Origin of the sequence: Streptomyces griseorubiginosus (genome assembly GCF_036345115.1) — a bacterium.
Lineage (GTDB): Bacteria > Actinomycetota > Actinomycetes > Streptomycetales > Streptomycetaceae > Streptomyces > Streptomyces griseorubiginosus_C.
Window position 1 is genome coordinate 5,140,903 of the sequence record NZ_CP107766.1, and the last position, 17,726, is coordinate 5,158,628.

The 17,726-nt window shown below is 70.2% G+C and carries 18 protein-coding genes, 1 tRNA gene and 1 pseudogene; 10 read left to right on the forward strand and 10 right to left on the reverse strand.

Annotated elements, in window-relative coordinates; genetic code table 11:
* Window positions 1-43: 43 nt before the first annotated feature.
* From OHN19_RS23250 to phoU, 3 genes and pseudogenes are all read right to left on the reverse strand, one after another.
* Window positions 44-142: pseudogene (locus tag OHN19_RS23250) on the reverse strand (nickel-binding protein); the annotation flags it as partial.
* Between the two features lie 73 nt (window positions 143-215).
* Window positions 216-374, reverse strand: a complete 159-nt coding sequence (locus tag OHN19_RS23255; protein ID WP_330266027.1) for a hypothetical protein — start codon at window positions 372-374, stop codon at window positions 216-218.
* Window positions 375-522: 148 nt separating this feature from the next.
* Window positions 523-1,212 (reverse strand): phosphate signaling complex protein PhoU, encoded by a 690-nt coding sequence (gene phoU, locus OHN19_RS23260; protein WP_330266028.1) that lies wholly within the window; start codon window positions 1,210-1,212, stop codon window positions 523-525.
* Between the two features lie 224 nt (window positions 1,213-1,436).
* Between phoU and OHN19_RS23265 the strand changes: the two genes are divergently transcribed.
* Window positions 1,437-2,693 (forward strand): sensor histidine kinase, encoded by a 1,257-nt coding sequence (locus OHN19_RS23265; protein WP_330266029.1) that lies wholly within the window; start codon window positions 1,437-1,439, stop codon window positions 2,691-2,693.
* Window positions 2,690-3,370, forward strand: a complete 681-nt coding sequence (locus tag OHN19_RS23270) for a response regulator transcription factor (RefSeq protein WP_330266030.1) — start codon at window positions 2,690-2,692, stop codon at window positions 3,368-3,370. Before OHN19_RS23265 ends, OHN19_RS23270 begins: the two co-directional genes overlap by 4 nt.
* A 243-nt stretch (window positions 3,371-3,613) precedes the next feature.
* On the opposite strand, the gene OHN19_RS23275 is transcribed toward OHN19_RS23270, so the two are convergent.
* The gene (locus OHN19_RS23275; protein ID WP_330266031.1) at window positions 3,614-4,276 is read right to left on the reverse strand and encodes a copper chaperone PCu(A)C; all 663 of its coding nucleotides are present in this window, start codon (window positions 4,274-4,276) and stop codon (window positions 3,614-3,616) included.
* A gap of 590 nt (window positions 4,277-4,866) precedes the next feature.
* Between OHN19_RS23275 and OHN19_RS23280 the strand changes: the two genes are divergently transcribed.
* From OHN19_RS23280 to OHN19_RS23305, 6 genes are all read left to right on the forward strand, one after another.
* A complete protein-coding gene (locus OHN19_RS23280) occupies window positions 4,867-5,349 on the forward strand; it encodes a CarD family transcriptional regulator (protein ID WP_003953493.1) in 483 nt (160 codons plus the stop codon).
* 356 nt (window positions 5,350-5,705) lie between these two features.
* A complete protein-coding gene (gene ispD / locus OHN19_RS23285) occupies window positions 5,706-6,464 on the forward strand; it encodes a 2-C-methyl-D-erythritol 4-phosphate cytidylyltransferase (RefSeq protein WP_330266032.1) in 759 nt (252 codons plus the stop codon).
* On the forward strand, window positions 6,454-6,948 hold the full coding sequence (ispF, locus tag OHN19_RS23290) for a 2-C-methyl-D-erythritol 2,4-cyclodiphosphate synthase (RefSeq protein WP_330266033.1): 495 nt from the start codon (window positions 6,454-6,456) through the stop codon (window positions 6,946-6,948). The genes ispD and ispF overlap by 11 nt, the downstream gene beginning before the upstream one ends.
* A 53-nt stretch (window positions 6,949-7,001) precedes the next feature.
* Window positions 7,002-8,396 (forward strand): cysteine--tRNA ligase, encoded by a 1,395-nt coding sequence (gene cysS / locus OHN19_RS23295; RefSeq protein ID WP_330266034.1) that lies wholly within the window; start codon window positions 7,002-7,004, stop codon window positions 8,394-8,396.
* 108 nt (window positions 8,397-8,504) lie between these two features.
* Window positions 8,505-9,446 carry a 23S rRNA (guanosine(2251)-2'-O)-methyltransferase RlmB gene (gene rlmB, locus OHN19_RS23300; protein WP_330266035.1) on the forward strand — a complete coding sequence of 314 codons (942 nt, stop codon included), beginning with the start codon at window positions 8,505-8,507 and terminating at the stop codon, window positions 9,444-9,446.
* Between the two features lie 140 nt (window positions 9,447-9,586).
* Window positions 9,587-11,188 (forward strand): DoxX family protein, encoded by a 1,602-nt coding sequence (locus OHN19_RS23305; RefSeq protein WP_330266036.1) that lies wholly within the window; start codon window positions 9,587-9,589, stop codon window positions 11,186-11,188.
* Between the two features lie 204 nt (window positions 11,189-11,392).
* Here OHN19_RS23305 and OHN19_RS23310 read toward each other — a convergent pair whose 3' ends face one another.
* The 3 genes from OHN19_RS23310 to OHN19_RS23320 form a co-directional block, all read right to left on the reverse strand.
* Complete coding sequence (locus OHN19_RS23310; protein ID WP_330266037.1) at window positions 11,393-12,124, reverse strand: nucleotidyltransferase family protein; 732 nt, start codon at window positions 12,122-12,124, stop codon at window positions 11,393-11,395.
* Between the two features lie 141 nt (window positions 12,125-12,265).
* The gene (locus OHN19_RS23315) at window positions 12,266-12,724 is read right to left on the reverse strand and encodes a hypothetical protein (protein WP_330266038.1); all 459 of its coding nucleotides are present in this window, start codon (window positions 12,722-12,724) and stop codon (window positions 12,266-12,268) included.
* 227 nt (window positions 12,725-12,951) lie between these two features.
* On the reverse strand, window positions 12,952-14,088 hold the full coding sequence (locus OHN19_RS23320) for an ABC transporter ATP-binding protein (RefSeq protein WP_123761603.1): 1,137 nt from the start codon (window positions 14,086-14,088) through the stop codon (window positions 12,952-12,954).
* A gap of 194 nt (window positions 14,089-14,282) precedes the next feature.
* On the opposite strand from OHN19_RS23320, the gene OHN19_RS23325 reads away from it, so the two are divergent.
* Window positions 14,283-14,356 (forward strand) — tRNA-Thr (locus tag OHN19_RS23325).
* 15 nt (window positions 14,357-14,371) lie between these two features.
* On the opposite strand, the gene OHN19_RS23330 is transcribed toward OHN19_RS23325, so the two are convergent.
* The 3 genes from OHN19_RS23330 to OHN19_RS23340 form a co-directional block, all read right to left on the reverse strand.
* Entirely contained in the window at window positions 14,372-15,415 is a 1,044-nt protein-coding gene (locus tag OHN19_RS23330) for a DUF4037 domain-containing protein (protein WP_330266039.1), read from the reverse strand.
* Window positions 15,416-15,679: 264 nt separating this feature from the next.
* A complete protein-coding gene (locus OHN19_RS23335; protein ID WP_330266040.1) occupies window positions 15,680-16,162 on the reverse strand; it encodes a GNAT family N-acetyltransferase in 483 nt (160 codons plus the stop codon).
* A gap of 1 nt (window position 16,163) precedes the next feature.
* On the reverse strand, window positions 16,164-17,084 hold the full coding sequence (locus OHN19_RS23340; RefSeq protein WP_391197889.1) for an aminoglycoside phosphotransferase family protein: 921 nt from the start codon (window positions 17,082-17,084) through the stop codon (window positions 16,164-16,166).
* On the opposite strand from OHN19_RS23340, the gene OHN19_RS23345 reads away from it, so the two are divergent.
* Window positions 17,083-17,724: a rhomboid-like protein gene (locus tag OHN19_RS23345; protein WP_330266042.1), complete on the forward strand. Its 642-nt coding sequence runs from the start codon at window positions 17,083-17,085 to the stop codon at window positions 17,722-17,724. The genes OHN19_RS23340 and OHN19_RS23345 overlap by 2 nt on opposite strands.
* Window positions 17,725-17,726: the final 2 nt, after the last annotated feature.

The following is a 17,726-nucleotide window of genomic DNA, read 5'->3' on the forward strand; positions in this document are numbered from 1 at the left end:
GAGCGGCCCGGCCGTCTCCTCCACCGATATGCGCGGGCCGGCCTCACCGTCGTACCCGCTCGTGGACGGGCTGGACCGCCTCCGGCGAGGGTGCCTCCGACAGGCAGGACACGGCACCGGACTCGGGGTCAGCCCAGGCCCGCCCCGGACGCGGTGAGGGGCCCCGGCAGCACCCGAGGCCCCTCACCGCCGTACACGAACCGGCGCTACACGGCTCAGCCGCACTGGCACGGATTGCCCGACTGGCACCCGCACCCGCACCCCGACCCGCAGCCGCACGCGCCGATGACCGTCAGGGTCCTGAGCGGGGCGGGCTGCTCGGTCGGGCGTTCCTGGGTGGGGTCGGACTGGGGGGTGCTGGGGGATTCGGCCATGGTCCCTCCTGGAGGTGCGGGCCTGACCTTCCGACCGCCGGACCCACCGCCGGTCCAGACCCTGTCCTCATTGCATGCCCGCCCCCCTGGGCGCATCAACGGCGCACAGAGGCTCGTACCCGCCCCGAACAGCATCGAAGGCGCCGGTTCAGGCTCCTTCCACGCCCGTCACCGGCTGGATCTCCTGCTGGATCTCGTCCGCGTGCTCGCCCGTCACCAGGTACACCACGCGCTTGGCCACCGACACCGCGTGGTCGGCGAAGCGCTCGTAGTAGCGGCCGAGGAGGGTGACGTCCACCGCCGTCTCGATGCCGTGCTTCCACTTGTCGTCCAGCAGGTGCTGGAAGAGCGTGCGGTGCAGCAGGTCCATCTCGTCGTCGTCCTGCTCCAGCTGGAGCGCCAGGTCGACGTCCTTGGTGATGATGACCTCCGCCGCCTTCGCCATCAGGCGCTGTGCGAGCTGGCCCATCTCCAGGATGGTCGCGTGCAGGTCGTGGGGGATCGCCTTCTCGGGGAAGCGCAGCCGGGCCAGCTTCGCCACGTGCTGGGCCAGGTCGCCGGAGCGCTCCAGGTCGGCCGACATGCGCAGCGAGGTGACGACGATACGGAGGTCGGTCGCCACCGGCTGCTGGCGGGCGAGCAGTGCTATCGCCCGGGCCTCCAGGTCGTGCTGGAGGTCGTCCACCTTCTGGTCGGCCTCGATCACGCTCTCGGCCAGCTTCAGGTCGGAGTCGAGGATGGCCGTCGTGGCGCGTCCGATCGCCGAGCCGACCAGGCGGGCCATCTCCACCAGACCGTCGCCGATCGAATCAAGTTCCTCGTGGTACGCGTCCCGCATTGTCGGTTCCCTCTCGTACGTCGTTCCTGTGGGTGCCAGGGGCCAAAACCGGCCGCGAAACCGGTGCTGCGTACCCCACGCTCCCACGTTCGGGCCTGTACGCGTCCGTTTCCGCCCTCCCAAATGAACCAACACTGGCTCCAAGGTGAACTCTGGGCGACGAGTGTTCGAGCTCCCACTCGGACGGCTGTGGCCAGGACGGATCCCATGCCTAACCTGGAGGCATGGACGTGAACGCGGCGGTCGCCGCAGCGGCAGCGATCGCCGGGGTGCTCACCGGTGTCATCGCCATGCTGGCGTTCCGCTGGAGCGAGCGGGAGCAGAAGCGCCCCACCCGCACCTCCCTGCACACCGACCCGGTGCTTCCGCCGGGCGTGGACACCGTCCTCTCCGTGCTCCGCTCCTCGGCCGTCGTCCTCGACGAGGCCGACGCCGTCGTCAAGGCCAGCTCCGCCGCGTACGCCCTCGGGCTGGTCCGCGGCGGCAAGCTCTCGGTCGAGCCGATGCTCCAGATGGCCCGCGACACCAGGAGGGACGGGGAGATACGCCAGGTCGAGCTGGACCTGCCCCGGCGCGGGACCGGACGCGGTGAGGCACTCGCCGTGTCCGCGCGCGTCGCGCCCCTCGGGTCCCGGCTGGTGCTGCTCCTCGTGGAGGACCTCACCGAGGCCCGGCGCATCGAAGCGGTCCGACGGGACTTCGTCGCGAACGTCAGCCATGAGCTCAAGACCCCGGTCGGCGCGCTCTCCCTTCTCTCCGAGGCCGTCATGGACGCCTCCGAGGACCCGGAGGCCGTGGAACGTTTCGCCGGCCGCATGCAGATCGAGGCCACCCGTCTGACCAGCCTGGTCCAGGAACTCATCGACCTCTCCCGGGTGCAGAACGACGACCCGCTGGAGGACGCCGAGCCGGTCCGCGTGGACGAGCTGGTCGCCGAGGCCATCGACCGCTGCCGGCACCAGGCCGGCACCAAGCAGATCACCATGGCCGCGGCCGGCGCGGCCGAGCTGCGGGTCTGGGGCAACCGCGGCCAGCTCGCCGCCGCCCTCGGCAACCTCGTCGAGAACGCCGTCAACTACTCACCCGCCCGCACCCGCGTCGGCATAGCCGCCCGCAGGGTCTCCGTGCCGGGCGGCGACATGATCGAGATCGCCGTCACCGACCAGGGCATCGGCATCTCCGACAAGGACAAGGAGCGCATCTTCGAGCGCTTCTACCGCGTCGACCCGGCCCGCTCCCGCCAGACCGGCGGCACCGGCCTCGGTCTCGCGATCGTCAAGCACGTGGCCGCCTCGCACGGCGGGGAGGTCACGGTGTGGAGCTCGGAGGGACAGGGCTCCACGTTCACCCTCAGGCTGCCGGAGGCGGGCGCGGCCCGCGACCGCGCGCTCCAGCACCCCGACCTCGACGACGAGGACGGGCTTTCCACCCCCGAGTCGACTTCTTACGACCCGCTTCCCGCCCCGGAGGTCCTTCCGTGACCCGAGTGCTCGTCGTCGAGGACGAGGAGTCCTTCTCCGACGCCCTGTCGTACATGCTCCGCAAGGAGGGCTTCGAGGTCGCCATCGCGACCACGGGCCCCGACGGACTCGACGAGTTCGACCGCAACGGCGCCGATCTCGTCCTCCTCGACCTGATGCTGCCGGGCCTGCCCGGCACCGAGGTCTGCCGCCAGCTGCGCGGCCGCTCCAACGTCCCCGTCATCATGGTGACCGCCAAGGACAGCGAGATCGACAAGGTCGTCGGCCTGGAAATAGGAGCCGATGACTACGTCACCAAGCCGTTCTCCTCGCGCGAGCTGGTCGCCCGCATCCGCGCCGTCCTGCGCCGCCGCGGCGAGCCCGAGGAGGTCACCCCGGCCGCGCTGGAGGCCGGTCCGGTCCGCATGGACGTGGACCGCCACGTGGTCACGGTCTCCGGCTCCAAGGTCGACCTGCCCCTCAAGGAGTTCGACCTGCTGGAGATGCTCCTGCGCAACGCGGGCCGCGTCCTGACCCGCATGCAGCTCATCGACCGCGTCTGGGGCGCCGACTACGTGGGCGACACCAAGACCCTCGACGTCCACGTCAAGCGCCTGCGCGCCAAGATCGAACCGGACCCGGGCGCACCGCGCTACCTGGTGACGGTCCGCGGCCTCGGCTACAAGTTCGAGCCGTAGGCCGGGGCCGGCTGGAGTCGGCGGACGGAGTCCGGCGCAGCACTCCGAAGCCCGCGCAGCGGTGCGAGGGGTGCGTCTGGAGGGGTGTTCGAACCGGACCCGGGGGCACCGCGCTACCTGGTGACGGTCCGCGGCCTCGGCTACAAGTTCGAGCCCTGAGCCAGGACACCTCACGCACGCGGAAGGGCGGGACCTCCTCGGAGGCCCCGCCCTTCCTGTCGTACGACGGTCTCGTACGGCTGCTCAGTGGCTCGCCGCCGCCCCGCTCGCCGTCGCGCTCGCGGAGGCCGCGTCGGTCGGCGTGGCGGAGCCGGTCGGGGTGGCCGAACCGGTCGGGGTCGCGGAGCCGGTCGGCTTCGGGGAGGCCTCCGGCGCCGACGGCATCGCGCTCGGGCCCCACTTGGTGAAGTAGCTGTCGGCCGGGACCACGAAGGCCTTCAGGCTGACCTCGCCGGTGGTGCTGAAGGTGAAGGTGACCTTCTGCGCGTTGCCGTTCTTGACGCCCTCACCGAGGTCGTTCACCGCGGCCGACGTGTTGCCCTGGCCGCCGAGGACGACCGAGCCGTGGGCCGGGACGGTCACCTTGCCCTTGCCCTTGGCGGCCGTGATCTCGGCGCTGCCGCCGTCCGCGATGCTCACGGAGTCCAGCGTCTGGGCGGTGTCGCCGCTGTTGAAGACGGTGGCGGAGATCACCGCCGGGCCCTTCGTCTCACCGGAGGCCTCGGTGGCGGGCTGGGTGATGACCACGACGTTCTGGAGCTTGATGTCGCCGACGCTGGTCTCCGCGTTGTCCGGCTTGACCTCCAGCGTCTGGGCGTTGTTGCCGGCCGCGCACGCGGAGAGCGAGGCGATCGAGAACGCGAGGGAGGCGGCGGCGAGGGCGCCGCGTCGAAGGCTGCTGCTCACGGCGGCGGCAACTCCTTGACTTGAGCGGGGGCGGCCCGTAAAGCCGCGCTAAGTGTCTGTCAGCGGCCTTAGGTTACCGAGCCGTTCCCGCCGGGCTGCACCCGACCCTCCCCAAGAGGCGTGTCACTCGGTTCACAAGTGACCCGTGAGTCACTTCTACCCCGCACTCCGGCGCTCGTCCGGCATTCACATAAGCGCCTTCGGCATCCAGTGGCAAAACTTCCGTGAAGGAAAGTGCGACCGCCCCCGGAATTGATCACCACGTGATCCGCTCGCCGCGTGTGATCAATTCCGGAATCGACGCGGAAGTCACTCCGGCAACCGAACGGAGTAGCGGAAGTCGCACACATGGAACCGGACATTTGTGGACGTTAGCCCGCTCGGAGGGGGCTCCGGATGCGTGTAACGTACGCGTTTCACCTCCCCCGGAGAGCCGCTCCCACCTGCGAATACCTTCTTCCGCTCGGCCTCCGCAGCACGTTCCTGTTGCTGTTGTCAAGCCCCGAGATATGCCCTGACCTGCGAAAACGCCATTCAGAACCCGCAGTTTCCGTGTTACCCTGGATAGCCACGGAAGGGGTACCTGTCACATGACGTTCAAGGTTGGCGACACCGTGGTCTATCCCCATCACGGGGCCGCGCTGATCGAGGCCATCGAAACTCGCCAGATCAAAGGCGTGGACAAGACCTACTTGGTGCTGAAGGTCGCCCAGGGTGACCTGACGGTACGTGTGCCAGCGGACAATGCGGAGTTCGTCGGCGTGCGTGATGTGGTCGGTCAGGACGGGCTGGACCGGGTCTTCGAGGTGCTGCGCGCGCCGTACGCCGAGGAGCCCACAAACTGGTCCCGTCGTTACAAGGCAAACCTGGAGAAGCTCGCCTCCGGCGATGTCATCAAGGTCGCGGAAGTCGTGCGTGACCTGTGGCGTCGTGAGCGCGAGCGTGGACTCTCCGCAGGTGAGAAGCGCATGCTCGCCAAGGCTCGGCAGATCCTGGTGAGCGAGCTCGCCCTCGCGGAGAACACCAACGAGGACAAGGCCGAGGCGCTGCTCGACGAGGTTCTCGCGTCCTGAGCGTCCCTGTGCAGGCCCCTGGCCCGCTCAGCTCAGCACACCACTGAGTACTTCGAAGAAGTACCGCAGTACTTCCCAGAAGTACCGCACTGAAATGCCGCGGTGCCCGATGACGCAATTGCTGTCGCCGGGCGCTGCGGCATGTTCGTCTCCGGATACCGGATCACGGTGTCTCCGGCGACGCCTCCGGGCGCCGTGCGCGTGTTCTTCTCGGAGTGAAGATCCCCCGATACTTGGCGTGCCGGGCCCGGGCAGCAGGCTCGACCGGTGTCACGGAAGGGTCCGGTCAAGGCGTCGCGCCCGGCACGCTGTCTCCGTACCCACGTTGGCCGAGCACACAAACCTGACAGGAACCGATGTCTGACGTTTCGCGCCCTTCGCCCGCGCAGGCACGTGCGGAAGCCCGCACCGCGGTGGTGATTCCGGCCGCCGGAAGGGGCGTACGCCTTGGTCCGGGCGCCCCCAAAGCACTTCGCGCGCTCAACGGCACCCCCATGCTGATCCACGCGATCCGCGCGATGGCCGCCTCGCGCGCCGTCTCCCTGGTCGTCGTCGTGGCCCCACCCGACGGCGCCGGCGAGGTCAAGTCGCTCCTCGACGCCCACGCGCTGCCCGAGCGCACCGACTTCGTCGTCGTCCCGGGCGGAGAATCCCGCCAGGAGTCGGTGCGGCTGGGCCTGGCCGCCCTGCCCCCCGACTTCGACATCGTCCTGGTCCACGACGCGGCCCGCCCCCTCGTCCCGGTCGACACAGTCGACGCGGTCATCGAGGCCGTACGCGACGGCGCGCCCGCCGTCGTCCCGGCGCTGCCCCTCGCGGACACCGTCAAGGAGGTCGAACCGGCCCCCGGCGAGCCGGAGCCGGTGGTGGCGACCCCGGTCCGCGCGCGCCTGCGTGCCGTACAGACCCCGCAGGGCTTCGACCGGGCCACCCTGATCCGCGCCCACGAGACGGTCACCGAGGACGTCACCGACGACGCGAGCATGGTCGAGCAGCTGGGCCTCACGGTCGTGGTCGTGCCCGGTCACGAGGAGGCCTTCAAGGTGACCCGCCCACTGGACCTGGTCCTTGCCGAGGCGGTCCTGGCCCGCAGGAGGCTCAACGATGGCTTCTGAGCAGCACCCGCCCCTGCCCCAGGTGGGCATCGGCACCGACATCCACGCCTTCGAGGAAGGCCGCGAGCTGTGGTGCGCCGGCCTGAAATGGGAAGGCACCGGCCTCGCCGGGCACTCCGACGCGGACGTCGTCGCGCACGCCGCGTGCAACGCGCTGTTCTCGGCGGCCGGCCTCGGCGACCTCGGCCGGCACTTCGGCACCGGCCGCCCCGAATGGTCGGGTGCCTCCGGCGTCACGCTGTTGACGGAGGCGGCCCGGATCGTCCGCGAGGCCGGCTTCCGCATCGGCAACATCGCCGTACAGGTCGTAGGACCACGGCCGAAGATCGGAAAGCGGCGGGACGAGGCACAGAAGATCCTGTCCGAGGCGGCCGGGGCGCCGGTGTCGGTGTCGGGCGCGACGACGGACGGACTCGGGTTTCCCGGCCGGGACGAGGGCCTGATGGCGGTGGCGACCGCGCTGGTCGTCAGGACCGCGAGCTGACTGTTATCCACAACCCGTCGAAGGCACCACACAACGCCCACTACCCTGGACCCGTGACCATTCGCCTGTACGACACCAGCGCCCGGCAGATCCGTGACTTCGCCCCGCTCACGCCGGGCTGTGTCTCGATCTACCTCTGTGGCCCCACCGTGCAGGCGACCCCCCACATCGGCCACATCCGCTCCGGCCTGAACTTCGACATCATGCGCCGCTGGTTCGAGTACCGCGGCTACGACGTCACCTTCATCCGCAACGTCACGGACATCGACGACAAGATCATCAACAAGGCGGCCGACCAGAACCGCCCGTGGTGGTCCATCGGTTACGACAACGAGCGCGCGTTCAACGACGGCTTCACCGCCCTCGGCTGCCTCCCGCCCACGTACGAACCCCGCGCCACCGGCCATGTCACCGAGATGGTCGAGATGATGCGCGGCCTCATCGAGCGCGGACACGCGTACGAGGCCGACGGCAGCGTCTACTTCGACGTGCGCTCCTACCCCGGCTACCTGTCGCTGTCCAACCAGGACATCGACGACCTGCGTCAGCCCGACGAGGGCGTCTCCGGCAAGCGCGACCCCCGTGACTTCGCCCTGTGGAAGGCCACCAAGCCCGGCGAGCCCGACTGGGAGACCCCGTGGGGCCGCGGCCGCCCCGGCTGGCACCTGGAGTGCTCGGCGATGGCCCACAAGTACCTCGGCTCCGCCTTCGACATCCACGGCGGCGGCCTGGACCTGATCTTCCCGCACCACGAGAACGAGATCGCCCAGGCCAAGGCCTTCGGCGACGACTTCGCGCAGTACTGGGTGCACAACGCCTGGGTCACCATGAGCGGCGAGAAGATGTCCAAGTCGCTCGGCAACGGCGTCCTCGTCTCCGAGATGGTCAAGCAGTGGCGCCCCATCGTGCTGCGCTACTACCTCGGAACCCCGCACTACCGCTCGATGATCGAGTACAGCGAGGAAGCCCTGCGCGAGGCCGAGTCCGCGTTCGCGCGGATCGAGGGGTTCGTGCAGCGGGTCGTGGAGAAGGCCGGCGCCGTCGAGCCCTCCGCCGAGGTGCCGCCCGCCTTCGCCGAGGCCATGGACGACGACTTCAGCGTGCCGCAGGCCCTCGCCGTCGTGCACACCACCGTCCGGCAGGGCAACAGCGCCCTCGCCGCCGACGACAAGGAAGCCGCGGTGGCCCGCCTCGCCGAGGTGCGCGCCATGCTCGGCGTCCTCGGCCTCGACCCGCTCGACGAGCACTGGGCCGGCGAGAGCGACCGCGGTGACGACCTGCACGGCGTCGTCGACAGCCTCGTACGCCTGGTCCTCGACCAGCGCGAGGCCGCCCGCGCCCGCAAGGACTGGGCCACCGCGGACGCCATCCGCGACCAGCTCGGCCAGTCGGGACTGACCATCGAGGACAGCCCGCAGGGGCCGCGCTGGACGCTCGGTCCCCGGTAGGCCCCGGTCCGCTTTTCCTCGTTTTCCTTGATCGATTGTGCCGTCCGGGCCTCCGGGCGGCACACTTCATAGACGTACGTACGACTTTTCACGACAGACGGGTAGGTCATGGCAGCCAACAACCGCCGCATGTCCGGCAAGAAGGGCGCGCAGGTCGGCAGTGGCGGCCAGCGGCGCAAGGGCCTGGAGGGCAAGGGCCCGACCCCGCCCGCCGAGATGCGCAAGGGCCACAAGAAGAACCGAATCGCCAACGCCAAGGCCAAGCAGGCCGTACGGCGTCCCACGCCCCGCGGCCGCGGCGGCAAGGGCACCTCGGAGATGGTCGTCGGCCGCAACCCCGTCGTCGAGGCGCTGCGCGAGGGCGTGCCCGCGGTGACGCTCTACGTCCAGCAGTTCATCGACAACGACGAGCGGGTCCGCGAGGCGCTCCAGCTTGTCGCCGACCGGGGCGGCATCCACCTCATGGAGGCCCCCCGCCCCGAGCTCGACCGCATGACCAACGGCCTCAACCACCAGGGCCTGGTCCTCCAGGTCCCGCCGTACGAGTACGCCCACCCCGAGGACCTCGCCGCGGCCGCCTACGACGACGGCGAGGACCCGCTGATCGTGGCCCTCGACGGGGTGACCGACCCGCGCAACCTGGGTGCCGTCGTCCGCTCGGTGTCCGCGTTCGGCGGCCACGGCGTCGTCGTACCGGAGCGGCGCGCGGCCGGCATGACCGCCGGTGCCTGGAAGACGTCCGCCGGCACCGCCGCCCGTACTCCGGTCGCCCGGGCCACCAACCTGACCCGCGCCCTGGAGGCGTACAAGAAGGCGGGCATCGCGGTCGTGGGCCTCGCCGCCGACGGCGAGCACGAGGTCGGCGAACTGCCGGCCCTGGACGGCCCCGTCGTCATCGTCGTGGGCAGCGAGGGCAAGGGCCTGTCCCGACTGGTCGGCGAGACCTGCGACTTCCGGGTCCGGATCCCCATGCCGGGCGGCGCCGAGTCGCTCAACGCCGGTGTGGCGGCGGGGATCGTGCTCTACGAAGCGGCTCGTCGACGCGCCTGACGACAGACGCCGAAGTGAGTGAACGGGCGTTCGGCCCTGTCACCCACACGCGGCATTCCTGGCGTACGGGGCAACCTTGACGGGGTCCGGACAGATCCGCCCGGTCAAAGCAGTGTCCTAACCACACGTCACTCGGTTAGATGAGTGTGGACACCAGAACACCCCGCACACCCACGGGGGACGGCCCGTCGGGATTCGACGACGCTCCCGCGCTGAGCATGGTGAAGGTGCCGAGCGATCCGGCGCAGATCATCGTCAATCATGCGAGCTTCCGCGTGCAGTTGGGCGCCTCGACGAGACGCGCCCAATCCCCGCGGATCGCACGGCACTTGATCGCCGCCGAGGACACCGCCCGGATGCCCGCCGTCGGCGCGCCGCGCCGCCGACCCGTCGTGTGGAGCGGCAGGTCCGCCCCCGACGACACCGGCGCCCACCGCCTGTTGCAGGCCGTGCGGGGCGGCAGCGTCGGCCACGCCGAGCCCCCGGCCGCCGACGCCGGAGCCACTCAGGTCATCCCCCGCATCGACGTCGACCACGGCTACCGGGCCGACTACGACGACGAGTTGGCCCAGACCATGGAGACCCCGGTCGTCGGCGCACAGCGCAGCTACGACGCCGACGGCACCCGACTCCTGCCGGACATGCCGACCGTCGGCAGCGCCGACGACGAACCCGCCTACGCGGACCAGGACTTCGAGGACACCGGCGAGCGGCGCGCCCTGCGCCGGCAGGGCGACGAATCCGCGCGGCACGCCTACTACCCGGGCCGCCGCATGAACCTCGGCGTCGTCCTCCTCCCGCTCCGGATCTTCCTCGGCTTCATCTCCATCTACGCCGGCATGGGCAAGCTCTGCGACCCCGTCTACTTCGACGGCGGCAAACGCGGCTCCATGGTCAAGTGGCTCAACACCCTGCACCCGTGGGAAGTCGCCGAACCACTGCGCCAGTTCGCCCTCCAGCACCCCGTCGGCTCCGGCCTCGTCATCGCCTTCCTCCAGGTCATCGTGGGCGTCCTCACGATCCTGGGCTGCTGGCAGCGGGTCGCCGCGGTCGTCGGCGCCGGCCTCTCCGCCGCGCTCCTCGTCACCGTCAGCTGGAAGAGCGTCCCCGCCTACGACACCCCCGACATCATCTACCTCGCCGCCTGGTCCCCACTGATCATCGCCGGCGCCCCCGTCTACTCCATCGACGGCCGCCTCGCCGGCAGCGCCTGGCGGCGCCTCGGCCCCCGCTCCGACATCTGGGAGCTGCGCCGCTACGTCCTGCGCCGCGGCGCCCTGCTCACCGCGATCGTCACCGGCCTGACGCTGCTCATCGGCTCGGTGCTCGGCGGCGCCGTCCGCGACGCCGACCGCGTCATCGTCCCCGCCCCCGGCGAGGCCCCCCGCAACGAACTGCCCGGCTCCCCGCTGCCGCAGGACCCCGCCAAGGCCCGCAAGAAGAGCCCGTCGGCGTCCACCCGGCCCAGCCACGGCGCCACCAGCGACCCGTCCACCGGCACCTCGGCCGCCCCCGGCGCCACCCGCGACACCGGCACCAGCACCGGCGGCTCACCCAGCCAGACCCAGGGCACCACGGGCCGGACCACTCCCCAGCAGTCCTCCCCGGTCCAGCAGGCCCCCAGCACCACCTCAGGCCCCACCGGCGGCACCAGCACCTCCGGCGGCTCGACAGGCGGCTCCGGCAGCGGCGGGGGCTCGTCCTCCGGCGAACCGGGCCTGGTGGGCGGCCTGTTGGGGTAGGCGGGCCGGTGGGAGAGGTACTGGGCGACCCCACCGGCTGAGAGACACGGCCCGCGCAGAGAGAAGGTCCCGCACAGAGGATGTGCGGGACCTTCTTGGCGTCGGCGAGCTGTGGCGCTTTCAGGGGCGCGGGGCTGTATCGATGTGCGGCTCCGCCGCGCGGGCGCGACCAGCCACGACGGACCCGCACCCGGAAGACGACCGTCAGCGTCCCAGTGCCGCCAATTCCTTCGCGGCCTCGGTCAGATCCTTCGCGGTGTCGATGGCCCGCCAGTACGCCCCCTGAGGAATCGGGAACCCGGCAAGCCGCAGCTCACGCGCGAGCGTCGGGAACGTGCTCCGCTCATGATCCCCCCGCTCCGGCAGCAGCTCGGCGAACGCGGGCGAGAACACGTACACACCCGCGTTGATCTCGAAGGTGGACGGCGGCGCCTCTATGAAGTCCGTGATGTGCCCGAACCCGTCCGTCTGCACCGCCCCCCACGGAATCCGCGGACGCGCGAGCGCCAGCGTCGCCACCGCGTCCCGCTCCGTGTGGAAGTCCGCCATGTCCCGCAGCGAGAACCGGGTCCAGATGTCACCGTTCGTCGCGTACCAGGCCTGGTCGGGGTGCGGCAGATGCGCGGCCGCGTACTTCAGACCGCCACCGCGGCCGAGCGGCTCCGTCTCGATGACGGTCGTGACCCGCAGGGGCAGGTCGGCCGTCTTCAGCCAGTCCTGGAGCACCTCGGCGAGATGCCCACAGCTGACCACCACGTCCGTCACGCCTTCCTCGGCGAGCCAGACAAGCTGATGGCCGATGATCGGAGTCCCCGTGCCGGGGATCTCGACCATCGGCTTGGGCCGGTCGTCGGTATAGGGGCGCAGCCGGGACCCCTGGCCGCCGGCCAGGATCACGGCCTGGGTCGGGCGGGACGCGGCGTTCGGATCGGTCATGACCGAAACTGTACGACGTGCCCCATTCCCGACCTCGTGCGGTATCCCCCCTCGCAGGGGTCGGCCGGGTGCCGGCGGTCAGCTGCGGGCCGACGGGGGTCAGCTGCGTGCTGGCGGAGGTCAGCTGTGTGCCGGTGGGGGTCAGCTGTGGGCCGCCGCCACACCCGTCGCGAAGGACGTGTCACAGACCGGCCGGGCGTACGACTGCGCGCGCGTGGGGCCGTACACACGGACCGCGGCGCGGCCCAGGGCCCGCGCGATGGAGACGCAGTGCTTCGCGAGCGACGGACGGTCGTTCACGGCCTCCTGGAGGTGCGTGAGGGCGGTTCCCGGGTTCTTCTCCTGGAGCTCGGTCAGGAGCTGCTCGCGCAGAACGTCCTGAGGGGCCAGGTGGACGCTGCGCGGCTTGCCGTCCGAGACCGTCGCGTCCGACGCGGTGAGCACCGAGGAGCTCGAGGGATCCCCCGACCAGTTGACTCGGGTGACCGCGAGGGTCCCGGAGAGCACCAGGACGACCGGCAGGACAAGGGCGAGGGAGCGGCCGATACGGCGGGCGGGGCCCCGGCCGCGTCGCGTCTGTTGGTTAGTGGAGTGCTTCACGCGTGTGAGGGTAGCGTGTGGTAATGATTTGGCGACATTTAGTCACCGGTTCGGGGGATGAGATGGTGCCGCTTTTTGGGTAGGGCGTTGACGCACACTGCTCGAAATGACCGGTCTGCCGGGGTATTCGTCGACAGCGTCCGGGCCCGTTCCGGGCACGAAAAGGGCCCCGCAGGTGCTCCGCGGGGCCCTCGTCGTCAACCTGGGTGAAATGCTGCGGTTCGTCCTCAGTCGGTGAGGCGCTCGCCCGTGGAGGTCGAGAACACGTGGGTCTCGCCCGGGCGCGGCACGACGTGCAGCGTGGCGCCCTTCTCCGGGACCGCGCGGCCGCTGACACGGACGACCAGGTCCTTCAGGTCGTCACCGACCTTGGCGGAGCCGTAGACGTAACCGTCGGCGCCGAGCTCCTCGACGACGTTCACGGAGACCGCGAGACCGGCCGGGGCGTCCTCGGTGTCCTTGGACAGGGCCGAGGCGGCGGCGCCGTTGTGCTCGACGACGTCGAAGTGCTCCGGGCGGACACCGACGGTGACCGTGGTGTCACCCTTGTCGGAGGCGGCCTTGAGGGCCTCGCGGTTGACGGGCACCACGCTGTTGCCGAACTTCACACCGCCGTCGGTGATCGGGACCTCGACGAGGTTCATCGCCGGGGAGCCGATGAAGCCGGCGACGAAGAGGTTCGCCGGGCGGTCGTACATGTTGCGCGGGGAGTCGACCTGCTGGAGCAGACCGTCCTTGAGCACGGCCACGCGGTCGCCCATCGTCATGGCCTCGACCTGGTCGTGGGTGACGTAGACGGTGGTGATGCCGAGACGGCGCTGGAGCGAGGCGATCTGCGTACGCGTCGACACACGCAGCTTGGCGTCGAGGTTGGACAGCGGCTCGTCCATGAGGAACACCTGGGGCTCACGCACGATGGCACGACCCATGGCGACACGCTGGCGCTGACCACCGGAGAGGGCCTTCGGCTTGCGGTCCAGGTACTCGGTGAGGTCGAGGATCTTCGCGGCCTCCTCGACCTTCTGCCGGATCTCCGCCTTGTTGATGCCAGCGATCTTGAGCGCGAAGCCCATGTTGTCGGCGACCGTCATGTGCGGGTACAGGGCGTAGTTCTGGAACACCATGGCGATGTCCCGGTCCTTCGGCGGCAGGTGCGTGACGTCACGGTCACCGATGCGGATGGCACCGCCGTTGACGTCCTCGAGCCCCGCCAGCATGCGGAGCGAGGTGGACTTGCCACAGCCGGACGGGCCGACCAGGACGAGGAACTCGCCGTCCTCGATGTGGATGTCGAGACCGTCGACGGCGGGCTTCGTGGAACCCGGGTAAATACGGGTCGCCTTGTCGAACGAAACAGTGGCCATGGCTCAGAGGCCCCCTTCTACCGGCAGGAACGTGCCGGACGATCCGTTGTAGGAAGGTGGTGGTGTAGTCCACACAGGTGGACTGGGTCAGGACGGTACCTGGCGTTCACCGGTATGTCAGTACCTGGAGGACTGTGAACTTCGCGGAAATTTTCGAGCGGGGCGCCACGGTGACCTAGGTACACTGCTCGGGCGCCTCCTTAGCTCAGCTGGCCAGAGCAACGCACTTGTAATGCGTAGGTCGTCGGTTCGAATCCGACAGGGGGCTCTGTCGAAGCCCAGGTCAGGTGTTGTCTGACCTGGGCTTTCCTGCGTCTTCGGGGGCGTTCGCGCGGGACAGCAGGGCCTCTGCGAAGCGGTCTGCTCGTAGGACTCGGAACGGGCGGGAGTGGTACGGCCTCGTGGTCGGGTCCACCCGGTCCGTGAGGCGCAGTTGGTTGTGGAGGGTCGCGAGGGTTTCGTAGGCCGTGGTCAGGTGGGTCTCGCGGGTGCGCCAGTTCGGGGCGGTGACCGCGGCCGTGAGGACCGGGGTCAGGTGGGAGCCCTCGGGGGTGTGGGTGAAGGCTGTGCCCAGCCATTTCGCGTACGGCGGGTAGCGGCGGTTCATCAGGAGGCAGAGGCGCATCAGGGTGCCGGTGAGGCTTGCCGTGACCACCGCTGAGCCGAGTTCGTCGCCGACCTCGCCGCAGCGGCCGACGAAGGCCTCCTCGTCGGCGATGGCCTGCCAGTGGGTGGCGAGGACTCGGAGCCAGGTGTCGTGGGGGTACCAGGTGAGGGCCTTGCGGAGGGGGACGAGGGTTTTGAGGCCGTCGTGGAAGACGGCTCCTGCGGTGACCTCGGCGAGGTTCTGGGTGGGGGTGGTGAGCCAGTCTGTGGGGGTGATTCCGGGTGTGGGGTCGAAGCCGAGGGTGGCCTGGAACCAGGTGGGGATGTCGGTGATCTCGACGCGGTGGTGGACGGGGCCGTCCGTCGTGCGCATGACGCGGATGTCGCGGGGCTCGCCGGTCGGGGCGAAGTTCGTGGGCCAGCCGTGGAAGGTTTTCGGGAGGCGTTCGGCGAGGGCTTCGCGGATGCGGGCGGCGTGCTGGGGGGCGTCCTCGGGGTGGAGGAAGAGCTGGAGGCGTGGGCCCCATTCGTGGTCGGCGGAGCGGGGGGTGTCGTAGCCGAGGACCTCGGAGCCGGGGCCGATGCGGGCGGCGGAGTAAGGGATGCCGGGGGCCGCGTCGGCCAGCAGCGGCCTCACCGCTTCGGTGTAGAAGCGGCGGGCGAGTTCCAGTCCGGGGAGGAAGGGGCCGGGGGCGGAAGGGCGGGGGGTGGGTGTGGGCATCAGGCGCTCCTGCGGCGAGGGGCGGGCGAGGGCGAGGGCGCGGGCGGCTCAGACGTGTGCGTGCGGTGTTCCTTCGGTGGGGCTGGGCCGGTGAGGGGCAGCCTCGGGGGAGGGGCGGGGCGGCAGGCCCGGCGTGGTTCGCTCCGTCGCCCACCCCGGAGTCACGTCGCGGCGGTTTCGTGCCGCGTCTGTGGGGTGCGCTGCCTTGTCTCGGCGGGGTCAGGTGGGGCGTTGTCCTGCCCTCTCGGTGTCTGTGGGCGAGGTTCAGTCGCGGGGCGTGCCTGCTGCCTTCACCAGGGACTCGTCGGTCAGGCGGTACACCGTCCAGTCGGTCTGGGGGCGGGCGCCCAGGGACTCGTAGAAGGTGATCGCGGGGGTGTTCCAGTTGAGGACGGACCATTCGAGGCGTTGGTAGCCGTGTTCGACGCAGATGCGGGCGAGTTCGGTGAGGAGGGCCTTGCCGTGGCCGGCGCCGCGGGACTGGGGGCGGACGTAGAGGTCCTCCAGGTAGATGCCGTGGACGCCGCGCCAGGTGGAGAAGTTGAGGAACCAGACGGCGTAGCCGATCACGGTGTCGGTGGAGTCGGTCGCGACGTGGGCATGGGCTGCGGGGTGGTCGCCGAAGAGGGCGGTGCGGAGTTGTTCCTCGGTCGTGCGGACCTCGGTCAAGGACTTCTCGTAGTCGGCGAGTTCGCGGATCAGGGTGTGGATGGCCGGGATGTCGGCGGGGGTGGCGGGGCGGATCACGTCAGGCTCCCGGGGTACGCAGGCGGTGGGCGATGTCGAGTTGGCGGGGTTCTAGGGGGCGGCCGTCCTCGATGTCCCAGAGGGCGTTCTGGAGGAGGCGTCCCATGGTCCAGGCGCGGGCGCGTGCGCGGTCCAGGCCGAGGACGTCGGTCATGGCGTCGAAGCGCCAGAGGGTGTCGTCCGGGTCGTAGCGGTTGTCGAGGGCGGGCCAGAGTTCGAACCCTGGGTCGCCGGCGAGGGGTTTGGGGTCGATGGCGAGCCAGGGGGCGCGGTCGGAGGCGAGGACGTTCTCGTCGTGGAGGTCCCAGTGCAGGAGTCGGTCGCCGGGTTCGTCGGCGACTTCGCGCAGGGCGGCGGCGCAGTCGGCGACGGTGCGGCGGGTGTCGGGGTCGGGGATGCGCCGCAGTGCCGCCGGGGTCCTGTCCAGCATGGTCTGGGCGATGTCGCCGAGGCGGCGCAGGCCGGCCGGGGCGGGGGCGGCGGTCAGGTGGGCGAGCAGTTCCGCGATGACGAGGACCGCGTCCCGGGTGCCGGGGAGGGTGGAGAGCATGCGGGTGGAGTCGAGGCGCTCCAGGAGCATGGTGTGGGTGTCGGGGTCGTGGTCGAGGAGGCGGACCGCGCCGTCGCCGTCCCAGGTGCGCAGGGCGAGGGGTTCGCCGGCGCTCTCGTCGTCGAGGAGTTGGAGTTTGAGGGCGGCGGGGGTGTCGTCCTTGAGGACCGGCAGGACCAGTGCGGTGACGCCGTGCATGGGTGGGCCGTCCGGTCTGAGGTCCCAGCGTTCCAGGAAGCTTTCCACCAGCGTGGGCAGTGCGGCGATGAACTCCCGTCCCCGGTCGCCGTTGTAAAGCTCCTGTGATGCTGCCAGTTCCTCCGGGATGTCGATCACGTGCGGGACCCTACCGGCGTGGGTGAATCGGCTCATGCGGATTGATCGGGGTGTCCACGGGGTGCGGTCCTATGTCCGCAGGGCTCCCGGCACCTATGTGTGGCTGGGGATCCTGTTCGTGACGACGGTGGCGTTGCACCACATGTCGCCGGAGTTCGAGGAGGAGTTCCTGCGGCAGCGGTCGACCAACATCCATGAGCTGTCGAGCAATCCGGTGCGGGTGCTGGTCGCCAGTGCGATGTGGATCGACGGCGGGCACTGGTTGCCGTACGTCGTCCTCTATTCGGTCTTCCACGCGCAGGCGGAGCGGTGGCTGGGGACGTTGCGCTGGCTGGTGGTGTGTGCGGCGGCGCATGTGCTGGCCACGTTGATCAGTGAGGGGGCGCTGCTGTGGGGGATCCGGCACGGGATGGCGCCGGAGTCGGCGGTGAACACGCTGGACGTAGGGGTGAGTTACGCGCTGGCGGGGGTGGTGGCGGTGCTGGTGTACCGGATTCCGCGGCCGTGGCGGTTCGTGTACGGGTTCGTGGTGCTGGTCGTGTACGCGGTGCCGCTGGTGACCGGGCGGACCTTCACGGACCTGGGGCACTTCACTTCCGTGCTGATCGGATTCGGGTGTTTTCCGCTGGTGAGAGTGCGGAATCCGAAGGAGACAGCGGGCGTGTCCGCGGGTTAACG